Here is a 21,616-nt window from a genome sequence, read left to right as displayed (position 1 = left end):
ATAATCGAGAGATTATCGGGCTTTTTAACTTTTAGCCATTGCTAACCTTGTTCTTGTAGCTCTAACCACTCTTTAGGTGATAACTCGAGCTTTTTGCGAAACACTCTCGATAGCGCGGAAGCAGTTTCATAACCGACGCTATTAGCCACTAAACTGACACTCTTACCTTTTAGTAGCAGTGATTGAGCAACACTTACTCGCCACTCTAATAAATAGTCGTTCGGTGTTTGCCCTATCACCTCTTTAAACACTTCGGCAAATTTAGACCGGGACATTAACGCGATTTCAGCCATTTTTTCTAACGACCAAGCTTGCTCTGGCGCGTTGTGAATATGGTGAAGGACATTTTTAAGCTGAGGGTGAACTAAACCTGCCAACATGCTGCTGCCGAGCTTGCCGTTATCAATCAATGAGCGCAGCATATTAATGATAAACACTTCCATCAAACGGTTCATAATCGCTTGACGGCCTTGTAACTGCTTATCCGCCTCATCTAATAGCCAATCAACATTGGTTTGCAAAAACGGTAATTGTTCAACCGGTAAAATCAGTACATCAGGCAAGGCGTTGGCGAGTAAGTTTGAGCTACCAGTGCCGTATTTGATATTGGCGCAAATCAACTCGGCATCGTCTGATTCATCCGCCAGTAAACTGTGCTTAAGCGGTCGTGGCACAAAGATAATGGTCGCTTTATCAAGGCGTATTTTTTCTTTCTCTAACCCGATAACAGACAAACTACCTCGGCGCAACAAATGCAAATGACCTTCAATTAGTGAGCCCTGATTAAAGCTAGATAAACCACAAAGTTTGCCTGAATAGAAAACACCTGCTTGCAGCGCAAAGCGATCAATTACCTGAGAAAGTTGATCCATAACCCTTTTGGACGATTTGATTCAAAGTTTGGACGATTGTATCCCACAGCCATGTTTTTACACACTATTATTTTCACAACTTAAACGAACTAACAAAACATTACTTTCTTTTAGGAGATATTATGATTAAGTCAACTTTAAAAACTATTGCAGCAACTTCTTTACTTGCCCTTAGCAGCTTATCTTTTGCAGCAGACATCGACATGAACGCCGATGCTAACGACCTAGCAATTAAAGGTTACGACCCAGTTGCTTACTTCACTGCCGGTATGCCAAAAATGGGTACAGCTGATTACACAGCAACTTACAAAGGTGCAATTTACCGCTTTAGCAGTGAAAAAAACCGCGACAAGTTCAAAGCTAACCCAGCTAAATTTGCGCCTCAATACGGTGGCTACTGTGCATTCGGTGTTTCTAAAGAGAAGAAATTCGATACAGATCCAACAGCGTGGAAAATCGTTGATGGCAAACTTTACTTGAACCTTAACGCAGCGGTACAAAAGCGTTGGTTAAGTGACGTACCTGGTTTAGTTGCCGATGCAGATGAGAACTGGGGTTCTATCAAAAACACTGCTGCTGACGATTTATAAGCCGTTAACAATAGCAGTCAAAAACGCTTAGCCATAAAGTTAAGCGTTTCATTCAACGCTGATTGAGGAATGCATCATGGTTGTAGAAGAAATTAGAAGTGAACAGCACTTTGAGCAAATCATCGCAGATAACCCTAAAGTGCTTATTGATTTTTGGGCACCGTGGTGTGGCCCTTGTAAAGCGATGACACCAACATTTGAGCAATTAGCCGCCGAGAGAACCGAACAATTCAAAGCGGTCAAAGCCAACGTTGATGACTTGCCAAGTCTCGCGCAAAAATATGGTATACGTAGTATTCCGGCTTTACTTATGCTAAACAAGAACATGGTAACCGGTGAACATGTTGGCGCAGCGCCAAAACAAGAAATTGTCGCCTGGTTAGATCAACATTAACAAATAATCGTATTTCGATAGAAAGTTTTTATATCTAACCAAGGTCTTTTTCTATCGTTACTATATCATTTTATTATTTAGGAGTTTAATGATGAAACATAACTTAGTCTTATCAGCAGCACTAGCTGCAGCAGTTTCTATGGGTGTAGCCGGCGACGTTGAAGCCGCAGGTAAAGCAAAGAAAGAAAAGTGTTACGGTGTATCTCCAGCGGGTCAAAACGACTGTGCTAACTTAGCAGGCACTCACTCTTGTGCAGGTCAATCTACTGTTGACAATGACAAAGGTGAATGGCGTTTAGTTAACAAGGGCACTTGTAAGACTCTTGGCGGATTAACTCGTAAAGAAGCTAAAGAGTGGTATAAAACTCAAAAAGGTTAAGCCTTAATTGCTTGTACGTGTTTTGATGTTTCTGGAGATTGATGTATATGTTTTCCTATAGCACAAAGTCAAACACCAACTCGAACTTACCTTTGATTGGTGTTGGTTTAAGGCATGAACATTACGATGATGCCTTAACGTCTCCAGCAAACATCGACTTTATAGAAGTACACGCAGAAAACTTTTTTGCTCGTGGTGGTATCAGCCACTCACTATTAGCTGATGTTAAACAGCACTACGCAATTAGCATTCACGCCACCTCTTTAGGTTTGGGTTCTGTTGAACCAGCGCCAAGTGAGCAAATTGAACAATTGCACCAACTATGTCAGCAAAACGATGCGCTATTGGTATCAGATCACGCTTGTTTTAGTTGGGCAAATATCAGCGACACCCCTGTTCATTCCGGTGATTTATTACCTGTACCGTTTAACGATGAAAGTTTAGAGGTGATGTCAGCGAATGTTGAACGCGCACAACAGCACTTAGGACGACAAATTTTAGTTGAAAATTTATCCGCCTATATTGAACTACCCGGTTCAACTTATAGCGAAGCTGAATTTTTAACTAAGCTTTGTCAGCAAACTGGTTGCAAGTTATTAGTCGATTTAAACAACTTAATGGTTAACGCGATTAACCAGAAAGTTTCGGATCCGGTCTTGCAAGCACAACAATGGTTAGAGCAAATTCCGTCACAGTTGGTTGGTGAATTTCACTTAGCGGGTTGTACACCGGTGGCAGAGACTGACATTATGATTGACGATCACAGTCAGCCAGTGTCATCGCAAGTATGGCAACTGTACCGCTATGCACTGCAAAAATTTGGGCCGGTGCCAACGCTAGTTGAATGGGATTTGAGCTTGCCTACCTGGGCAACACTTATTGCTGAGGCCGACAAAGCCCGAACAATTGCTCAGGAGGTATTAGGTGACGCTTAAAATGACACAACCTAGTACCTCAACGCTGAGTAAAAGCCAAAACGATCTGGTAGAAGCGATTTTTTCCCTGCAAAACAGCCTTGAGCTAGAAAGCAGCCTTGAGCCAGGAAATAGCCTTGAACTCAGTGGTAGTGCTCAACAGCAAGCTGGTTTGGCCATTTACCAAAATAACATGCTAGCCAATGGTCGCAGAGCACTGAGTATTACCTTTGCCTACACCAGTAAACTATTGGGTTTGAGCAATTTTAATCAGCTAGCAGACTTGTACTTGACCAACAGCTTGAAAACACAATACGACTGGGGCGAATACGGCAAAGACTTCCCCGAATTTATTGAGCAAAATACTGAGTTGTCATCAACTGAGCACGAGCTAACCACCGCACTTGTTGCTGAACTCGCGCGATTTGATTTGAACTTACATCAAGCAACGCGGGCAATCGATATAGAACCTGATTTGACTACGCTGGCTTTACTTGAGCAAGTCGACGCTTATCAGCTAACTATATCACTAGCAAGTGGCAGCCGATTATTTCAATGTCAATATGACATTGTTGGTTTAGCACAACAGCTTGATAACATAACGAGCCAAGGTGTTGATTTACACCAGCAGACAATGTTGGAAAACCTGCAACAACTAAGCGACAAATCATTATTGCAGCCGTTAACTGACAAGGCAATGGAATCAGACTTAGTAGACCAAAGCCAATATGTTTTTATCTGGCGTCCGATGTTTAAAGCGCATTTTGAAACCATTACGCAATCACAGTATTTATGGTTACAAAAACAGCTCCAACAGCAATCTATTGGGGCAGCACTAGATGAGTTAATAGCGCTAGAGCGCAACGATTTCTCCTTGCTTGAATGGTTACCAAAAGCCATTCAACAAGAACAACTAACGAGTATTAAAAAGCTCAATTGATGATACAAGTATTTATTTGAGCATATTTTTAACCAACTCAAACAACTAACAATTACCATTAACAAATTATTAGAGGATTTTACTATGGCGTTTGCAGCAGCTAGGCAATTGCACAACAAAATTTTTGATTTACTAGATTACTTGCGCTCACCGAGCTTGTTATTAGTGCGTTTATACGTTGCTTCAATATTCTTCAAATCGGGCTTAACTAAAATTCGCGATTGGGAATCAACCTTGTTGTTATTCGAATACGAGTACGAAGTGCCATTTTTCTCACCAGAATTTGCCGCGTGGTCAGGTACTTTTGGCGAATTAGTATTACCTGTATTACTTGTTTTAGGTTTGTTTAGCCGTATTTCAGCTATTGGCTTGTTTATTGTTAACTACGTCGCAGTAATCAGCTTAGTTGACATTAGCCCAGCAGCACATACTGACCATATTTTATGGGGTACGTTAATGTTAGCGGTTGTTGTATTTGGTGGTGGTAAGCTGGCAGCAGACTACAAACTAAAAATTAGCTAGTCAATTAGTTCTCAATAACAACTAATTATCAATGGCAATAACTGGGGGCAGTTATTGCCATTTTTTTTACCACTTTTGCATTTTGCGGTAGATAGTAGAAGGGTTAACGTCCAAAAGTGCCGCCGCTTGACTAATGTTGCCTTGGCAACTTTCTATTGCCGCCAAAATGGCTTGTTTTTCTATTTCCGCCAGCGGTTTAACTTCACCACTTGTGTCACTATTAACGGCCCCATTGGGCGCAGACACGGGTTCAAGAATCGCCGAAACACTTGGTGCCTGGGTTTGAGCAGGCAACTCGCCTAGCATTTCTTGCTCAACTAAACGCGACAACATATCGACATTGATGTATTGCCCTTGATTCATAATAACAACGCTGTGAATTAAGTTTTCAAGCTGTCTAACATTACCCGGCCATGAATAGTTGAGTAAAAATTGCTTGGCGTTATCATCAAAATCAACAAACGATTTATTTTGCTCTTGACTGTATTGTGCTAGGTACTTTTGTGCAATTAACAAAACATCATGCCCCCGTTCACGCAACGCTGGAATCTGTAGTGGAATCACGTTCAGACGATAGTACAAATCCTGTCGAAATTCCCCTTGTCGAACCGCATCAACTAGCCTCACTGACGAGGCCGAAACAATTTGGGCATCAAAACTGTAGGTTTTGGTTTCACCAATGGGCGTGAATTCGCGCTCTTGAAGCACCCTCAAGAGTTTCGCCTGCAATGGCATGGGTAAGGTAGTGACCTCATCCAGAAATAAGGTACCGCCCTGACACTGCTTTAAAATACCCGCTTGGTCACTGGTGGCTCCGGTAAAAGCCCCTTTTTTGTGACCGAATAGCTGTGACTCTATTAAGGTCTCAGAAAAATTAGCACAGTTAACCGCAATAAATTCGTTATCAGCACGATGGCTATATTGATGACAAGCACGCGCGACTAGCTCTTTACCTGTACCAGTTTCTCCGTGGATAAAAATCGGCACATTAGCCCCTGCAGCATTACTTATATCTGAAAACAAAGTTTGCATTGGTGGGCACTGACCAACAATTTCATTGAATTGTCGCTCCGGCTTTTCGATTTCTTGGGTTTGTTTTATTGCGTCTTCGACAATAAAAATAAGTTCAGCATTTTTCCAAGGTTTGGCGATAAACTTTTCAATCACCGCTTGGTTAAAGCCGTCGGCAATTTCGTCAAAATCTCGATAAGCACTGAGCATAATACGCCGACAATTTGGCCATATATCTTTAACTTTGGTCAATACTTCTTGACCAGTGATATCCGGCATTCGCTGATCAGAAATAACCACAATAGGCTCATTACTAGTGATAAATTCAATCGCTAACCGAGGTGAATTAAACGTTTCAACACAAACATCTACGCGCATCAAACTCCGTTTAATCGCGGCTAAAATCTCACTTTCATCATCGACAACAACGACTAATGGCAGCTCACTGTTTGTTATCATATTAATACCACTTAATTCTTATTATTTAACCTGAGCGACGTTTTCGGCATTAGCCAAACTTTCACTGCGAACGTAGGCGACTAAAGACTTGTTCAGACGCTGTTGATAGTTTTGCAGCGTCTCAATTTGGCTAGTTTGAAGTGTGCAGCCTTCAGCTAATAACTTCTTTTGGTAATGGGTTTGAATATCTTGCGCCAACACCATATTGGGACTGAGTTGATTAACCGCAACCGGCACTTCAAAATCCTCGTGCTCGCTTGGCTTTTCTAGCATGGTTAAAAATTGCTGGTAAACCTCTCGTTGAAAGGTTTTACCTATTAACGGTTCAATTAACACTTGTGCTTCACTCGGTGGTAGCACGCGGCCATTAATTGTGCCCTGGATCAACATGTCGTAATGAATGACTAATGCCAAAATTCTCGCACCAAAGGGAATCGCTCGTTTGGCTAAATGGTCAGGATTACCACTGCCGTCTATGTGCTCAAATAAGTGTTTAACCAACTCGGCACAAGGCTTAAACAACTCTGTTTCTGACAAAATTGTCGCACTAACTTGAGGAAATTTCTGCCATTCGTGGGCTTGCGCTGTAGTCAATTGTTCGACGTTCAGCGGCAGTATTTCAGCGGGTAAGCTGGTAATGCCAACGCGATACAACAGCCCCGCCAAATAAATCTGACTGACCAATTCATCATCTAAATCAAAGCGCCGCGCTAGTGCTTTGGCTTGGTGGGCAACTCTAACACTGTGGCCTGTGTGATCTTCTGATTGCAAGGCTATTAAATCAGCACTAAATTTAATCAACTGTTCGTTAGCAAGTGCTAACTGCTCAAGCTTATCGTTAGTATTGGTTTGTTTTGACTGAATATTGCCAATCGCCTGAGTCATTGCCTTGTGTTTGGCAGACAATTGTTGATTATTAATTTTTAATTGTTTGAGGGTTTTGTTTTTTTTGCTTTCTAAAGCAAGTGCTTGCAGTTGCTGCTTAAGGAGACTCTTTAACTCTTGATTGTCCCAAGGTTTGGTAAGATAGCACGAGATTTGTCCCTGATTGATCGCTTGCTGAGCCACTTCAGCATCTAAGTAGCCAGTTAGCACTACGCGGCGACATCTGGGATTAATTTCAACGATAGCTTTGAGAAAACTAATGCCATCGACTTCTGGCATTCTAATATCTGTGATGACGATAGGAGTAGGCGTTTGTTGAAAAAACGCCAATGCTTCGCGAGCATCAGTGAAAGCATTAACTTGATAACTGTCTCGCAACAATCGAGTTAACGCCTGAAGTATTTGAGGTTCATCATCAAGCAAAAGTATCGCTGGCAACATTAAAGATCCATTTAAAATAGTTTGCTATTAAAGCCATGTTAGCATTATAGTTTTTATAATGCACTCGAAAGAAAATGGATAATAAAAATGAAAGGTGCCGTCTTTAGTGGCTTTGCCGAGTTTATTGAACAAGAGTATGGTTTAGCCGTTTGGCAAGAGACCATTGAACAGAGTCAGCTCGAGTCAAATGGGGAATATCTAGCAACAGAGCTGTACGAAGACGATGAATTCAACCAGCTAATGTCGACGTTAGAGCGAATTACTGGCCAAAATAATCCAGAGATTCAACGCAAGTTCGGTGTTTTCTTTTTTCCAACATTGTTCAGCCTAGTGCAGCAACAAGTTAAACACATAGATAATCTGTTCGATTTTTTACGCGCGGTTGACGAAGTCATTCACGTTGAGGTTAAAAAGGCCGATCCAATGGCCTACACGCCAACTCTGCTCTACGATCAGCCCCAACCTACGACCTTAGTGATTCGATACGTTTCACGTAGAAAAATGTGTTTTTTCGCTGAGGGATTAATTTTAGGCGCAGCCAAACACTTCAATCAAACCGTGGCAATTAGCCAAACTGAATGTGTATGCCAAGGAGATGAGCATTGTCTAATTCGAGTGACCAGCTAAATCAAGCTCCCGCTCATCGCGAGTTATCTGCTCAACAAACCATAAGCCTCCTAGAAAAAGCGCTGCAACGGGAACGCAATCAAAAAAAGCAACTGGAGGCTAAACTAGATCAGCAAGCGCAGGCGTCATTTCTCGCTAACAAAGAAATGTTAGACGCCTTTGACCAAGCGAACAAACGACAGGTTCAATTGCAGTTTTTGGCGTTTTTAACCAAAGACATGCTATCAGATCACAGCATAGACGAAATGTTTAGTGACTTTATTGTCCATTTGAGTCAAATGCTAGAAAACTGCGGAGCATTGCAACTGGTAATGCCCTCCAATCAGAACTACGAGGTGCTTAAAAAGCCACCAAATACCAATGAATGGCAAACCATTCCGTGGCAATCTCAATTTAGCGGTACGATAGAATATTTAAGCAATAAAGAAAGTAACCACCTATGGCAACGGATTGAGCACGAACAAGACACCTATTTAACTTGTTTATCTGCATTGCTTGATCACACCACATTGTTGCATTTAACCGTTCCAATAAGTAATGAAGAGCAACGTATCATAGTGCTTGATGTCAACCACTACTGTTACAATGAAGACTTTAAGCAAACACTTCACATCGCTGGTCAGCAGTTCAGATCTGCAATCAAACGCCGCTATACAGAGATTGAGCTCGCTTATAATTACCAGACGCTAACATCCACACTAACCGAACTAAAAGACACTCAGCAACAGCTGGTTCACAATGAAAAGATGGCATCACTTGGCCAACTTGCGGCTGGAGTCGCCCATGAAATCAATAACCCAATTGGCTATATCAATAGTAATCTCGATACACTAAAGGACTATATCGCACTATTTAATAGTGGCTTAGCGGCAGTTGACCAAGAACAACTCAGCAATACTGTAGACCTCAGGCAGCTCAATTTTGCGCAAGAAGATGTTATCCCACTAATTGATGCGTGCCTCGAAGGAATTACCCGAGTGACTGATATTGTTAACGGCTTGAAAACGTTTTCTCGCAAAGATCACAGCGAGTTTGTCGCAGTTAATATTAACGAAGTGATTGAAAGTGCACTTAAGGTTGTTTGGAACAAGCTTAAATATCAACATCAAGTGGTAAAAAAACTGGCAGAGCCAGTACCAGACATTGTCGGCAACTTTGGTCAACTGCAGCAGGTTTTTATCAATTTATTTGTCAACGCTGAAAATGCCATGTTCGAGAAAGGTACCTTAACGGTTGAGAGCAGGTTAGCGGGTAACGAAGTAGAAGTCAGTGTTAGCGATACCGGTTGTGGTATGAGTGAAACCACACTCAAACAACTATTTGAGCCCTTCTACACAACAAAAGCCGAAAATGAAGGTACGGGTCTTGGCCTTTCAGTTTCTTACGCCATCATTGAGCAGCATAATGCAATAATTAGTGTTAACTCTGAGCTCAATCACGGTAGTGTATTCACCATTAGATTCCCGTTAGAATCATCTGAGGTACAATAGCTTGTAGCAACGAAACTCGCTAAGCTTCATAATTAAAGCTTAGCGGTAACGCCTTGTGGGTTGTAGATATGGAAAATTGAGTTGCGCTCTACCGACAAGCTAGATTGGTTTGGCTGTCTAAACGATATTGCGACTTCAACATCTGCACCATTAAAATCTGAACGCTTATCACAGTAAAATACTGCACTAATTGGAAATAACCCTTTGTTAAGCTCAACTTCACCAGTCAACATTTGCTCAGTGTTGTAGCGTGTAAAAATACGCAGATGCTTATCAATTACGCGCTTTTGGTTAACGTCAACACGAGCGTAACAAGAACCAATACCCGACTTGTCTTTGGCTACAACTAGCTTTCTGTCGTTGATATAAAACTCGATACCAATCTGATGGCGACCTTTAACGTGGCTCGGCATTAAACCGTTCATGCGATACATACTTTTATTAGGTTTAGGAATACCGTAGCGTTGATGGCTTGATAGTGAAAAGCGCGTTTCATTCATCACAAAAGAACCTAAATCCATCATGTACATAGCTTTTTCGTGATTTTCTGGCAGTGGATAAACGCGTGTTATCCAACCGGGAAATAGGTCAATATTATTTACCGCTTCTTGCAGTACCTCACTGCTACCGACATGGTATGGATTTAATGTGCGCAGTATAGAAAGCTCTTGCTCGTAAGTTTTAACAATAACTGATTTTTCAACCAACGAGTTTTGCAATTCATTTTTGCCTTGCCAAAGTTTCAAGCAGACAAACATTAACGCAATAATAATAGCAAGGACGATAGTGATAATAATCAGGCTTTCCTTAAAGCGACGTCTGCTGCTTGATCTGCTACCAGAACGACTACTGTAACTTCTCTCTCTGTGATATGAATAACTCATAACTACCTCGCTATCGCGACCATCGCGATGTTTTAACCCCGTAATATTGGCTGGGGACAATTTATCTGTTTGTCTTCTCGACAACTGAGTTTGCAAAAACCTTTCCAACTCATTAAAAAAGAAAAAAACATATAAATCAACAATTTAAAGAGTCTATAACAATTCAGTCGAACAAGGTTTCGCACTGTGCTTTGCAAAATGCAAATAAACACCCGCATTTTGCATCTAACTACCAATAAAAAAAGTAAAAAACGATAAAATTCATAAACTTAAACGATGGCCGACTTTATGCAATGACAAGCTTGGGCGCCGTGTGAAGCGGCGAAATTTTTGAGTCAAAGGGAGCAATATTATGCGTAACTTAATATTCGCTTTGACTGGACTAATTGCTTTTACAACCGCACTACCGTTGAAAGCGATTACGCCAGTTGATGTTGAACTTCAGTTACTCGTTGATATCTCCGGCAGTATTGACAGTCGTGAGTACGACTTACAGCTGCAGGGTTATCAAGGAGCGTTTCAAAGCGACACTGTGCAAAATGCAATTATCAACGGCACTTTGGGTCAAATCGCTGTGCAGATGATCATGTGGTCTGGCAGTAGCCAGCAGCAAGTAATGGTCGACTGGACGCTAATCGATTCCGCCCAATCAGCTAATGATTTCGCCGACGATTTGGCTTCGCTAGCTCGACCATTTGCAGGTTGGACAGCAATAGGTAGTGCCATTGAGTATTCATATCCGCTGTTTGACAACAACGGCTTTGATGGTACTGCACAAGTTATAGATATTTCTGGCGATGGCACAAATAATCAAGGTATCTCACCTGATACTGCGGCTAATAGCGCGATAGCTGCAGGTGTAGATACCATAAATGGCATTGTTATCACGACCAGCCAGCGAGTCATCGATCAATACGCGGATGATGTTATTGCTGGTGACAGTCCATTTTTACTTGCTCCTGCTGATTTTGCTGCATTTCAAACGTCTGTTGAAAACAAGATCGCAGCTGAAATAGCAGGTACACAGCCTGTCGGAGTGGTCTCTATTCCTGAACCCAGTTCAATCATATTGCTGTTAATTGGACTAACGACGTTACTGCTAACCAGACGACCAGATAGCTTTAGGCAACTAAAAGTTCAATTAAAGACGCAGTTAGTGCCACAGTTAAAGTAGCAAAACATTTTGAACATCAATCTATTACGAACTCGTTAGGTTTATCGAATACGACATCGAAAGGGAGTCTATTATGACTAAGTTATTTGCAGCAGTTATCGCCACCTTGTTGTTACAACCGGCTTTTGCCAGCTCAATAAAAGAAAACGAGGACTTATTGGCAGAAAAAATGGAAAATTTTGAATTCAATTTTGGTCTGGTCTTACACAATGACTCAGGTGAACCTGTTGGCTTTATGACCACGGAAGAAATTCCTATCACTAAAGCTGGGCAAACATCAATGTACGGCCTTGTTGTTACAGGCTTGACCGAAGAACAATTTACCTTGAGCTCAGTCCATGTGCTGCCCAAAAGTGAAGAACAGCGTAACAATCCAAAAATTATGGGTAAAGCTATGTTGATTAAAAAGAGAGGCGCTATCTTTATGCGCACTGATTATCACGACCAACCGGGTAGTTACCAAATGGAGATATACATCGACAACGTGCTATTAAAAACCATTGATTATCAACTCACGAGTAATGAAATGGCGGCTAATATCACAGAATAATAGTTAATTGTTACTGCCCCCAAAACACTACAAAAGCCCGAGGCGTTGATTAACGCCTCTTTTCATTTTTATAGTGGCAAGCTCTGTCACTGAAATGGCAAACCAACCGAGAAAATGCCGTTATTTTTATTAGTGCTACAACAAATAATTGCTGCCCTCTGATGCTATTTTGGCTATAATGTCGCGCTTTAATTTTCGTCAATTATTTGATAAACCTGAGTTCAGGATAATAAATGGCTTTACGGTAGCTATTTTCATCGCTAACAGCGTTAAATTCACTTGCAATAGACAAGCTATTGACTCGTAAATTTGCCTTGTTATCAAAGAAAATCTCTAACTGTAAAGAACTAAAGTATTAGGTTTATTTAAAACCAATTACTTAACTCATTTATTAACCAAAACTCAGGTTAATAAAGATTCAACTAGGTAAATCAGCATGTCTGTACAACTGCAGGAAGTCGACAAACGTCGTACCTTTGCGATCATCTCGCACCCGGATGCGGGTAAAACCACTATTACCGAAAAAGTCCTTTTATTCGGTCAAGCACTTCAAAAAGCAGGTACAGTTAAGGGCAAGAAATCTGGTCAGCACGCAAAATCTGACTGGATGGAAATGGAAAAAGATCGCGGTATTTCAATCACTACCTCGGTGATGCAATTCCCCTACGCCGATTGTTTGGTCAACCTACTCGATACTCCTGGTCACGAAGACTTCTCGGAAGATACTTACCGCACCCTAACCGCAGTTGACTCGTGTTTAATGGTGATTGATACCGCTAAAGGTGTTGAAGATAGAACCATCAAACTCATGGAAGTTACTCGTTTGCGCGACACGCCAATTATTACCTTCATGAACAAAATGGACCGCGATGTGCGCGACCCAATGGAAGTGATGGACGAAGTCGAAGACATTTTGAAAATAAAATGTGCGCCGATTACTTGGCCTATCGGCATGGGTAAAGAGTTTAAAGGTGTCTACAACATCTTAACTGATGAAACCATTTTGTACGCCACTGGCCAAGGCCACACTATTCAGGAAAAGCGCGTCATTAAAGGGTTAGACAACCCAGAGTTAGACGCGGAAATTGGCAATTACGCCGAAGATTTGCGCGAAGAGCTTGAACTAGTGGTTGGCGCGTCTCACGAGTTCGATTTAGAAGAGTTTTTAACGGGTAAACTAACACCAGTATTTTTTGGTACTGCACTTGGCAACTTTGGCGTCGACCATATGCTTGATGGTCTTACGCAATGGGCACCTAAGCCGTTGCCACGTAAAACTGATACTCGCGATGTCAGTGCGACTGAAGAAAAATTTTCAGGCTTCGTCTTTAAAATCCAAGCCAATATGGATCCAAAACACCGCGACCGCATTGCGTTTATGCGCATCGTTTCAGGCAAGTACGAAAAAGGCATGAAAATGCGCCAAGTACGGATTGGCAAAGACGTAAAAATTGCCGATGCGGTAACCTTTATGGCGGGTGATCGCGCCAATGTTGAACAAGCTTTCGCTGGCGACATTATCGGTTTACACAACCACGGCAGCATTCAAATTGGTGATACCTTCACCTCTGGTGAAAGCATGAAATTTAGCGGTATTCCGAACTTCGCGCCAGAAATGTTCCGCCGCATTCGCTTGCGCGATCCACTTAAAGCCAAACAGTTGCAAAAAGGCCTCATTCAATTATCGGAAGAAGGTGCGGTGCAGGTATTTAGACCACTGACTTCAAACGATATGATTGTAGGCGCCGTTGGTGTCCTGCAATTTGAAGTGGTCGTACAACGCTTAAAAACCGAGTACAACGTCGATGCTATTTACGAGCCAATCAGCGTTGCCACTGCCCGTTGGTGTACCTGTGACGACGAACGCACTCTTGACCAATTTAGAAAGAAAGCCTCAGATAACCTAGCCTTAGACGGCGGTGATAACTTAACGTATATCGCGCCTACTATGGTTAACTTGAGCTTAGCTGAAGAGCGTCATCCGGATATTGTGTTCCACAAAACCCGTGAACACTAAGCGAAAGTTGATAGTTACCAGCTGTCAGATGTAAGTAAAAAAATTAACTCTCTAACTGCGAGTTGTCACTTTCTCGCAGTTAGTTCGTTCAAGTTCACAGAAAGCACGCGCAGCATACGAATGTATGTGAGCATGATTGATAAAGAAATTGGGCGAAATAACAATGAGAAAGCGATAACGACATGAATATTAAACAGATATTATCAGAAAAAGTATTAGCAGCTATGGTTGCTGCTGGTTTACCTGAAGATACCAACCCAGCGGTCAGCCAATCGACCAAACCACAATTTGGCGACTATCAAGCCAATGGCGTAATGGGCGCGGCCAAAAAGCTTAAAACTAACCCAAGGGAATTAGCCACTAAAGTGGTTGATGCCCTTAGCCCTGAATTAGTTGATTCAGGCATTGCCGAAAAAATCGAGCTTGCTGGCCCAGGCTTTATCAATATTCACCTTAACAAAACGTGGTTGAGCGAGCAGCTAATTGGTATTAGCAGCGATAGTAAATTAGGTGTTAGCCAACGCTCAACCCCAGAAACAGTGGTGGTTGACTATTCAGCGCCAAACCTCGCCAAAGAAATGCACGTGGGTCACTTGCGCTCAACTATTATTGGTGACGCGGTTGTTCGCGCGCTTGAATTTCGCGGTGACAAGGTTATTCGCCAAAATCACATGGGCGACTGGGGCACGCAATTTGGTATGCTACTCGCTCATTTAAGCGACAAGCTAGCCAGCAATGAAGTTGCCGAAACAGCACTTGCCGATTTGGAGAACTTTTACCGCGAAGCTAAAGTGCGTTTTGATAACGAAGATGGCTTTGCCGATCGCGCTCGCGATTACGTGGTCAAGCTACAAGGCGGCGATGAAAACTGTTTAGCCTTGTGGCAACAGTTTATCGACATTTCAATTGCCCACAGTGAAGAAATTTACAACAAGCTCAACGTGACACTGAGCCGTGGCGATATTATGGGTGAAAGTGCTTACAACCCAGATTTGCCAAAAGTCATTGACGAGCTAATCAGCCAAAATATCGCGGTTGAAGATCAAGGTGCAAAAGTGGTATTCATCGACGAAATGGCGAACAAAGACGGCGAACCTTCGGTCTTTATCGTGCAAAAATCTGGTGGTGGTTACTTGTACGCGACCACAGATTTGTCGGCTTGTCGCTACCGCAGCGGTGAGCTCAACGCCGATCGCATTATAATCTTTACCGATGCTCGCCAAGCCTTGCACTTTAAACAAGTAGAGCTAGTTGCCCGCAAAGCTGGTTTCTTACCTGAAAACGTCCGCTACGATCACTGTCCATTTGGCATGATGATGGGTGATGACGGCAAACCGTTTAAAACCCGTACTGGTGGCACAGTAAAGCTTGCCGAGCTGTTAGATGAAGCGGTTAGCCGCGCCACTGAGGTTATTAAAGAGAAAAATCCAGACTACAGCGTCGAACAATTAGCCGAAATTGCAGAAAAAGTTGGTATTGGCGCGGTGAAATTCGCCGATTTATCAAAAAACCGCACCAGTGACTACATCTTTAACTGGCAAACTATGCTCAGCTTTGAAGGTGCGACGGCGCCATACTTACAATACGCATACTCGCGTATTCAAAGTATTTTCAGTAAAGCTGGCGTCGCCAACCCAGATGCCAACAGCTTAGTGGTTGCCGAACCACAAGAAAAAGCGCTAGCGCTAAAACTCTTACAATTGGAAGAAGTATTGGATGCCGTCATTAACGACGGCACGCCAAACTTGCTTTGTAACTACTTGTATGAACTCGCGAGCCTATACATGAGTTTCTACGAAGCGTGTCCTATCTTAAAAGAAGGCGTTGCTGAAGATGTTAAAGCTTCGCGCCTAGCCCTTTGTCAGCTCATTGGCAATTGCCTGAAACAAGGCTTAGATATTTTAGGTATCGAAGTGATGGAACGCATGTAAAGCGTCTCAATAAAGATTAGCACTTTACATCAACTTAAAAAGCCAGTTAACCTAAACTGGCTTTTTTGTTTTTAAGAATGTCTCGTCCTAAAATATGTTTACACTGGATTGATAAATGCGCTTTACCGATAGCCACTGCCACTTAGATTTTGCCGAATTTGATCAAAACCGAACGCAGTTATTAAACCAGTGCTATCAGCAAAATATCCGTCGTATTGTTATCCCCAGCATTGCTCCTAGTAACTGGCAGCAAGTGTTAGCGCTAGCAACACCAGACAATCAAGAAAACAAGCAACCAAGTTCGCCAACGCTTTTTCCTTGCCTCGGAATTCACCCTTGGTTTTTAAACGATTTATCAGAATCAGTGCTTGAACAGCTCAATCAACTAATTAGCCAACATAAAAACGAGATCATTGCTGTTGGTGAAGCAGGTATTGATGGCGCCATCGCCAAACAACAAGGCAATCTAACTAAGCAACAAGTATTTTTTGAATATCAACTGATGCTTGCCAAACAGCACGATTTACCAATAGTGGTTCATCACAGACAATCACATCAGTGGTTAGCGCCTGCATTAAAAATTGCCCATTTAGCGCGTGGCGGTGTTATTCATGCGTTTTCAGGGAGTTACCAACAGGCAAAACAGTACCTAGATTTAGGCTTTAAATTGGGTATTGGCGGCACCATTAGTTACGAGCGAGCACAAAAAACGATAAAAACAGTAAAAAAATTACCACTCGACTGTTTAGTGTTAGAAACAGATGCGCCTTCAATGCCACTGGCTGGCTATCAAGGGCAAGCCAATTCGCCAATTCGGTTGATTGACGTATTCAGCCATCTTTGCCAGACAAAACAATTGCCCTCAGAAATGGTCGCCGAGCAACTAGAGCATAATATCGACCAACTGTTCTTTGATTCAACCAGCCGTTAACCATTTAGCTGCGTACTTAATTGTGCGCTTTACTGTGTCCGCCATTACTGTGCCCTTGAACCCTCAAACCTTGACGGCTAAAACGAGCGAAGCCTCGGGTCAACAGAAAACCAATAAAGCCTGCCAGTAAAATCAGTAAATGTAACAATTGTTGATTGTGTTGCTGGCGCTGTTCAAGCGCCGCCAGCAGTTTTTCTTTGTTGATGTTAAACCTCAAATAACCCAGTTCACCTTGCTTGCCAAGCGCTAAAACAAAAGGCACTAAATGTTTCATGGCGTTTTGTTGAGCGCGGTCTTGCTCATTACCAACACGGTATAACTGGTTAATTGACTGTTCGTTACTGCTCGCTATAAGCTGACCAGTATGGCTGTACAAATGGGCGCTAGCAACAAGCTCATTAGTTACTTGCTGCTCTATATAATCGCGCAACTGGGCTCGGTCTTTCTGTTGTAACAGTAGCTCAACACTCGCCTTGTTTTGAGTTAAAAACTCATGACCAAGTTGGTCAAAGTGTTGCTCTAGTGTCGCGCTGTTTTCACTGTTATTAAAGATAGCCAAATTAAGTAGCAATACCACTAAAATAACCGCTATAGCTAATTGCAGAATTTTATTATAAATCGACGAAATTTTAGGGTATAAAGGCACAGAGTTTTGTTTCATAAATTAACCACTGCAATCGTGCTGTTTTCAAACTAGCGCTCGATAATATTGTCGATACCATTAACTATGTCGATACTATTAGTAGCATCTAGTAGTATCGTCGAAAAAATACAGCTACTGGCATAATCACTATGAAACTAGGTTATCAATAAACGCATCCAATTAATACACGCAATTAACACACGCAATTAACAAGTTTAGTTTAAGGGGTTTCAGTGTCAGCCGCCGTCCATATTCTCAATCTCAGTGAAATCAGTACCCTATCGATAGGTCAATGCTTTAACAACGCTCGCTTATCAATGCCTGCAACTTTTTACTTAGAAAAGGGCGAATTAGATAACAACGTTCTAGCCACCAATGCCCCGCTGACGAACCAAATAACTCAATTTGCCACTGAATCAGAACAAGCGCTGACAACCCCGAGCAGCTCTATTGAACTAGTGGTATTTTCTGACTTGCCTATTGGCCGCTTAGTGAATCTCGTTAACCAATGCCAGCTCGAATTATTGGCATTAAACCAAATAAACAGCAGAGTGAGTTTAACCAGTTACCGCTTTGCCATCAGCTGCGAAAATTTAACACATGCACGCGCCCTATTGGTCGACTTTAACACCACCCATGGCATTGAATCGGCCATTATCGACGGTGCGCCAGTACTAGCAGAGCCGGGTTTATTGGTGATGGACATGGATTCAACCGCGATTGAAATTGAGTGTATCGATGAGATTGCAAAATTAGCGGGTACCGGAGAGCAAGTTGCCGCCGTCACTGAACTCGCCATGCAGGGCAAACTCGACTTTAGCCAAAGCTTGCATCAACGTGTCGCTACACTAACCGATAGTTCAGAAGCTATTTTACAACAGGTAATCAGTACCTTGCCATTAATGCCTGGCCTTGAATTATTGGTCACCGAGTTGAAAAAACACAACTGGCGAGTGGCTATTGCTTCTGGCGGTTTTACCTACTTTGCCGACTATTTGAAAGAAACCTTAGGGCTGGACGCTGCCTTTGCTAATCAACTCGACATTGTAGACGGTAAGTTAACGGGTAAAGTTTTGGGAGATGTTGTTGATGCACAGGCAAAAGCCGATTGTTTACAGCGCTTAGCGCTGCAATACGACATTCCAAAAAAGCAAACTGTTGCTATGGGTGACGGTGCCAATGATTTAGTGATGATGTCAGTGGCGGGCTTAGGCGCAGCATTTCACGCCAAACCCATCGTCAAACAAAAAGCCGACACCAGTGTTAGCAATGCCGATTTAAGCTGTTTATTACATTGGTTGAGATAGGCCGCAGGTAAACCCATAGCGAGCTGAGTTGACAAAGTCAACGTGCTATCAAACAGGGTTCACTGAAGGTAATTAGCATTTGAAACGCAGTAAAAGTTACGATGCTTGCTCTGCGCTTTGCTCCAATGCCACACTATTGCTAGTGCTAGCATTACTCGAACAGATTTTGTGTCTAAACAAAACCTCTTCTGTAATATCAATAATTTGACCAACGCCAGCGACGCTCCAAATGTCGTGCTCGATTTGCTTACCCCGATGAATAGCATAAGAGCCAATATAGCTTAGCTCGGGGTTCAAATAATTCATATCTGGGCTTTCTACTCGAGAAAAGACTAATTTGACGCAATAAAATTGCCCTTGCTTGAGCGCGTTGCGAATAAACATTTGCTTCAGCTCTGGTGTTTCTAATTCGCTATCAAGTTTAGTTGTCACCGCGTTTTCAATCAGCTGGTCACTGTTGTTAATCGCGATATACAAGAGCAAGTGCTCTGCAACATCATTAGCCTGCATCTTTTTCAAGCTCGCCGTTAACACGTTCATTGCCGCAAGGTTGCTAAGTAACGGGTACAAATTGTAATAACCGCTGCGATCGCTTAACTGACTCATGTGAGGAAGCAATTTGCCATATTCTCCGCTACAACAAAGGGTTTCTATTTTATAGCGACTACCACTGGTCTGAATCACTAAACCTGGAATAGTAAAGCGTTGAGCGTACATGTTACGTAAACTCTTAGCGAGACCAGGAATCATCATCACGTATTCATCAGTGGTGAGCTTGTCTCTATTCTTGTCGATTAATAGCTTAAAGAAAGCTCGACCAATGTGTTGATGATTTTCAACGTGAACCCGCAAGTTGATCGTCGTTTTCTTTTTGTTGACTCCCATCACTTCATACGGCAAGGCTTTTAAGTCGAATGCCGAGGTAATTTTTTGTAACTTAGGGAAACTCAAGTAAACAATGTTACCTTTTTTAAGCTCAGTGCTTTCAGTTAATTCTATTTTTAATCCTGAAATAGAAAAATCACACGACTGACCAACAAACTGCTCTGTATCGTGCTGAACCAAAGCATCAGTAATATATTTAAAGCGCGGTTCTTGACGCTGATTGCGATAATTGATGCCGACAATATCAATCATCGGCGGTGTCGCTAAACGCTTGTGACCAAAATGGCGCAACTTCTGAGTATTGAGCTCTTGATAAGTCAATGTTTGATAATCGAGGCGACTGTGTTGATCGCTAACATCCGTTACCACTAACGCATATGGTAAAGTACTAATGATTTTTTTTACTTCTTCAGACAACGGCTTGTCTAGGTATTGATCTTTTTTAGCAAGTAAATGCCTAATCGTCAGTGGCGAATGGGCAAAGCGACTATCATTGTCGAGCAAGCTTAACTCAGATATTGCGAAACTGCTTTTACTGCTTGCAAATGCTAAAAACTGGTGAGCAAAGCTTTTGTCAGCTTGCAACTGTCGCTCGTCCATTGAATAGAAGTAGCTTTTACCTTTATTTTGGTGAACAAAACTATAAACCCGTAACGTTTTACTCAAACGAGAAGAGTTCAACAAAAATTTAATGCGTTCTTCGGTAGCTAAGTTATGTAATGTGGTTTTGCCCGATTCGTCTTGCCAGTACTGAATAAGTTGCTGATTATTCGGTGATGATATCGCGTAGCGAGGCAGTAACTGCTCTCCCTGCTTTTGCAAAAATATTGGCAACTCGCTGACTTTAGGCAATAGGTACTGTTCAATACTGCGCGCCTGAAGCGCGCTAATGGTATTGTCGAGGTTAACTTTATAGCGGCGCTTGTTGCCTTGAATAAAACCTTTTAAAAACTGACTGAAGCCATCTTTTTCATTATCGGCATTGTACTCTCTGGCGAAGCCAACCAGCTGAATGTTGTCTAGTACCTGAATGTTACAAACATTGTAGGCAAACATGTTTTGTTGGCCAAACTTAAACTCTTGCTCTAAACCGCTAAATCTCAACTCGACTGTTTGGCCGATTTTGACGGTATGGGATAGAGGCACTCGCAACTTGATACCACTGATGCTCAGATCAGAACTGGTGCACTCGAGTTCTTGCTCACCAATATACACTAAAACCGGTATCGCAAAGTTCATCCGCTCTTCGCGGCGATTGTAGTAGGGACCAAAACTCAGTAAGTTTGCCGAGTACTGAGTTTTATCAAAGACCTTTTGATTGTTATCTGGAACTTCGGCCAGATCTAATTGAGACTTTTCTTTTTGATAAATGACGCGAAAGTTGTTTTCGGTATTTTTTACCGCTTCGTAAACGCCAAAGGTATAGCTGCCGTAATGCGCTATATTTTCTTCAAACGCTCTAATTGCAATATCGTCAAGAAAGTGTGGTCGCTTATCGTGTTCATAAGTTTTACACTCGCCGTCAACTAAACCGCGTAAATCAATCAAGCGATTACAGGGCGTCGCCAAACGTTTCAATTCCATTTTGAGTAGAAATTTATCTGTTTTGGCTAAATTTTTCGTCGCCGCAACAAACTTAGCCTCGAAGTCACTTTTATTAACCTGACCTCGAAACTGTTCTATAATTTTGCGATACTTGATAAAATCTTGATTCATGAATTTCCGCTACAACAACTAAGCAAAACCTAATGTAGTGAATTACTCTTAAGC

General features: G+C 42.2%; 20 protein-coding genes. 14 read left to right on the top strand and 6 right to left on the bottom strand.

Features of this window, described 5'->3' with window-relative positions; translation table 11 throughout:
* Positions 1–41: 41 nt before the first annotated feature.
* Positions 42–872, bottom strand: coding sequence for an AraC family transcriptional regulator (locus J7384_RS07450; protein WP_209112614.1), 831 nt, complete (start codon positions 870–872; stop codon positions 42–44).
* 122 nt (positions 873–994) lie between these two features.
* On the opposite strand from J7384_RS07450, the gene J7384_RS07445 reads away from it, so the two are divergent.
* The 6 genes from J7384_RS07445 (at position 995) to J7384_RS07420 (ending at position 4,611) form a co-directional block, all read left to right on the top strand.
* Positions 995–1,462: a YHS domain-containing (seleno)protein gene (locus tag J7384_RS07445; RefSeq protein WP_209112612.1), complete on the top strand. Its 468-nt coding sequence runs from the start codon at positions 995–997 to the stop codon at positions 1,460–1,462.
* Positions 1,463–1,538: 76 nt separating this feature from the next.
* Complete coding sequence (trxA, locus tag J7384_RS07440) at positions 1,539–1,856, top strand: thioredoxin (protein WP_209112610.1); 318 nt, start codon at positions 1,539–1,541, stop codon at positions 1,854–1,856.
* 88 nt (positions 1,857–1,944) lie between these two features.
* Positions 1,945–2,235, top strand: a complete 291-nt coding sequence (locus J7384_RS07435) for a DUF2282 domain-containing protein (protein WP_247741679.1) — start codon at positions 1,945–1,947, stop codon at positions 2,233–2,235.
* A 47-nt stretch (positions 2,236–2,282) separates the two neighbouring features.
* Complete coding sequence (locus tag J7384_RS07430) at positions 2,283–3,170, top strand: DUF692 domain-containing protein (protein WP_209112608.1); 888 nt, start codon at positions 2,283–2,285, stop codon at positions 3,168–3,170.
* A gap of 1 nt (position 3,171) precedes the next feature.
* Positions 3,172–4,089: a putative DNA-binding domain-containing protein gene (locus J7384_RS07425; RefSeq protein WP_209112606.1), complete on the top strand. Its 918-nt coding sequence runs from the start codon at positions 3,172–3,174 to the stop codon at positions 4,087–4,089.
* An 84-nt stretch (positions 4,090–4,173) separates the two neighbouring features.
* Entirely contained in the window at positions 4,174–4,611 is a 438-nt protein-coding gene (locus tag J7384_RS07420) for a DoxX family protein (protein WP_209112604.1), read from the top strand.
* Between the two features lie 66 nt (positions 4,612–4,677).
* On the opposite strand, the gene J7384_RS07415 is transcribed toward J7384_RS07420, so the two are convergent.
* Together J7384_RS07415 and J7384_RS07410 are read right to left on the bottom strand one after the other, a co-directional pair.
* Entirely contained in the window at positions 4,678–6,081 is a 1,404-nt protein-coding gene (locus J7384_RS07415) for a sigma-54 dependent transcriptional regulator (protein ID WP_209112602.1), read from the bottom strand.
* Positions 6,082–6,102: 21 nt separating this feature from the next.
* Positions 6,103–7,407: an HD domain-containing phosphohydrolase gene (locus tag J7384_RS07410; RefSeq protein ID WP_209112600.1), complete on the bottom strand. Its 1,305-nt coding sequence runs from the start codon at positions 7,405–7,407 to the stop codon at positions 6,103–6,105.
* A gap of 87 nt (positions 7,408–7,494) precedes the next feature.
* Between J7384_RS07410 and J7384_RS07405 the strand changes: the two genes are divergently transcribed.
* Positions 7,495–8,034, top strand: a complete 540-nt coding sequence (locus J7384_RS07405) for a heme NO-binding domain-containing protein (protein ID WP_209112599.1) — start codon at positions 7,495–7,497, stop codon at positions 8,032–8,034.
* A complete protein-coding gene (locus tag J7384_RS07400) occupies positions 8,010–9,524 on the top strand; it encodes an ATP-binding protein (RefSeq protein ID WP_209112597.1) in 1,515 nt (504 codons plus the stop codon). Before J7384_RS07405 ends, J7384_RS07400 begins: the two co-directional genes overlap by 25 nt.
* 32 nt (positions 9,525–9,556) lie before the next feature.
* Here the strand turns inward: J7384_RS07400 and J7384_RS07395 are convergent, their stop codons facing one another.
* Positions 9,557–10,504, bottom strand: coding sequence for a hypothetical protein (locus J7384_RS07395; RefSeq protein WP_209112595.1), 948 nt, complete (start codon positions 10,502–10,504; stop codon positions 9,557–9,559).
* A gap of 256 nt (positions 10,505–10,760) precedes the next feature.
* Here J7384_RS07395 and J7384_RS07390 point away from each other — a divergent pair, with 256 nt between their 5' ends.
* The 5 genes from J7384_RS07390 (at position 10,761) to J7384_RS07370 (ending at position 17,011) form a co-directional block, all read left to right on the top strand.
* Positions 10,761–11,582: a DUF1194 domain-containing protein gene (locus tag J7384_RS07390; protein WP_209112593.1), complete on the top strand. Its 822-nt coding sequence runs from the start codon at positions 10,761–10,763 to the stop codon at positions 11,580–11,582.
* A gap of 73 nt (positions 11,583–11,655) precedes the next feature.
* On the top strand, positions 11,656–12,132 hold the full coding sequence (locus J7384_RS07385; protein WP_209112591.1) for a hypothetical protein: 477 nt from the start codon (positions 11,656–11,658) through the stop codon (positions 12,130–12,132).
* Between the two features lie 436 nt (positions 12,133–12,568).
* Complete coding sequence (gene prfC, locus J7384_RS07380) at positions 12,569–14,149, top strand: peptide chain release factor 3 (protein ID WP_209112589.1); 1,581 nt, start codon at positions 12,569–12,571, stop codon at positions 14,147–14,149.
* A gap of 182 nt (positions 14,150–14,331) precedes the next feature.
* A complete protein-coding gene (gene argS / locus J7384_RS07375) occupies positions 14,332–16,080 on the top strand; it encodes an arginine--tRNA ligase (protein WP_209112587.1) in 1,749 nt (582 codons plus the stop codon).
* A 115-nt stretch (positions 16,081–16,195) separates the two neighbouring features.
* Positions 16,196–17,011: a TatD family hydrolase gene (locus J7384_RS07370; RefSeq protein ID WP_209112585.1), complete on the top strand. Its 816-nt coding sequence runs from the start codon at positions 16,196–16,198 to the stop codon at positions 17,009–17,011.
* A 16-nt stretch (positions 17,012–17,027) separates the two neighbouring features.
* On the opposite strand, the gene J7384_RS07365 is transcribed toward J7384_RS07370, so the two are convergent.
* Positions 17,028–17,672 carry an AhpA/YtjB family protein gene (locus tag J7384_RS07365; protein WP_209112583.1) on the bottom strand — a complete coding sequence of 215 codons (645 nt, stop codon included), beginning with the start codon at positions 17,670–17,672 and terminating at the stop codon, positions 17,028–17,030.
* A gap of 215 nt (positions 17,673–17,887) precedes the next feature.
* Between J7384_RS07365 and serB the strand changes: the two genes are divergently transcribed.
* The gene (gene serB / locus J7384_RS19540; protein ID WP_348523852.1) at positions 17,888–18,961 is read left to right on the top strand and encodes a phosphoserine phosphatase SerB; all 1,074 of its coding nucleotides are present in this window, start codon (positions 17,888–17,890) and stop codon (positions 18,959–18,961) included.
* 96 nt (positions 18,962–19,057) lie between these two features.
* On the opposite strand, the gene J7384_RS07355 is transcribed toward serB, so the two are convergent.
* Positions 19,058–21,562: a PilZ domain-containing protein gene (locus tag J7384_RS07355; RefSeq protein WP_209112581.1), complete on the bottom strand. Its 2,505-nt coding sequence runs from the start codon at positions 21,560–21,562 to the stop codon at positions 19,058–19,060.
* Between the last annotated feature and the right edge of the window lie 54 nt (positions 21,563–21,616).

Source organism: Endozoicomonas sp. G2_1 (genome assembly GCF_017744155.1).
Taxonomy (GTDB): Bacteria; Pseudomonadota; Gammaproteobacteria; order Enterobacterales; family Alteromonadaceae; genus JAGHQT01.
This window is presented reverse-complemented; position numbering and strand designations above follow the sequence as displayed.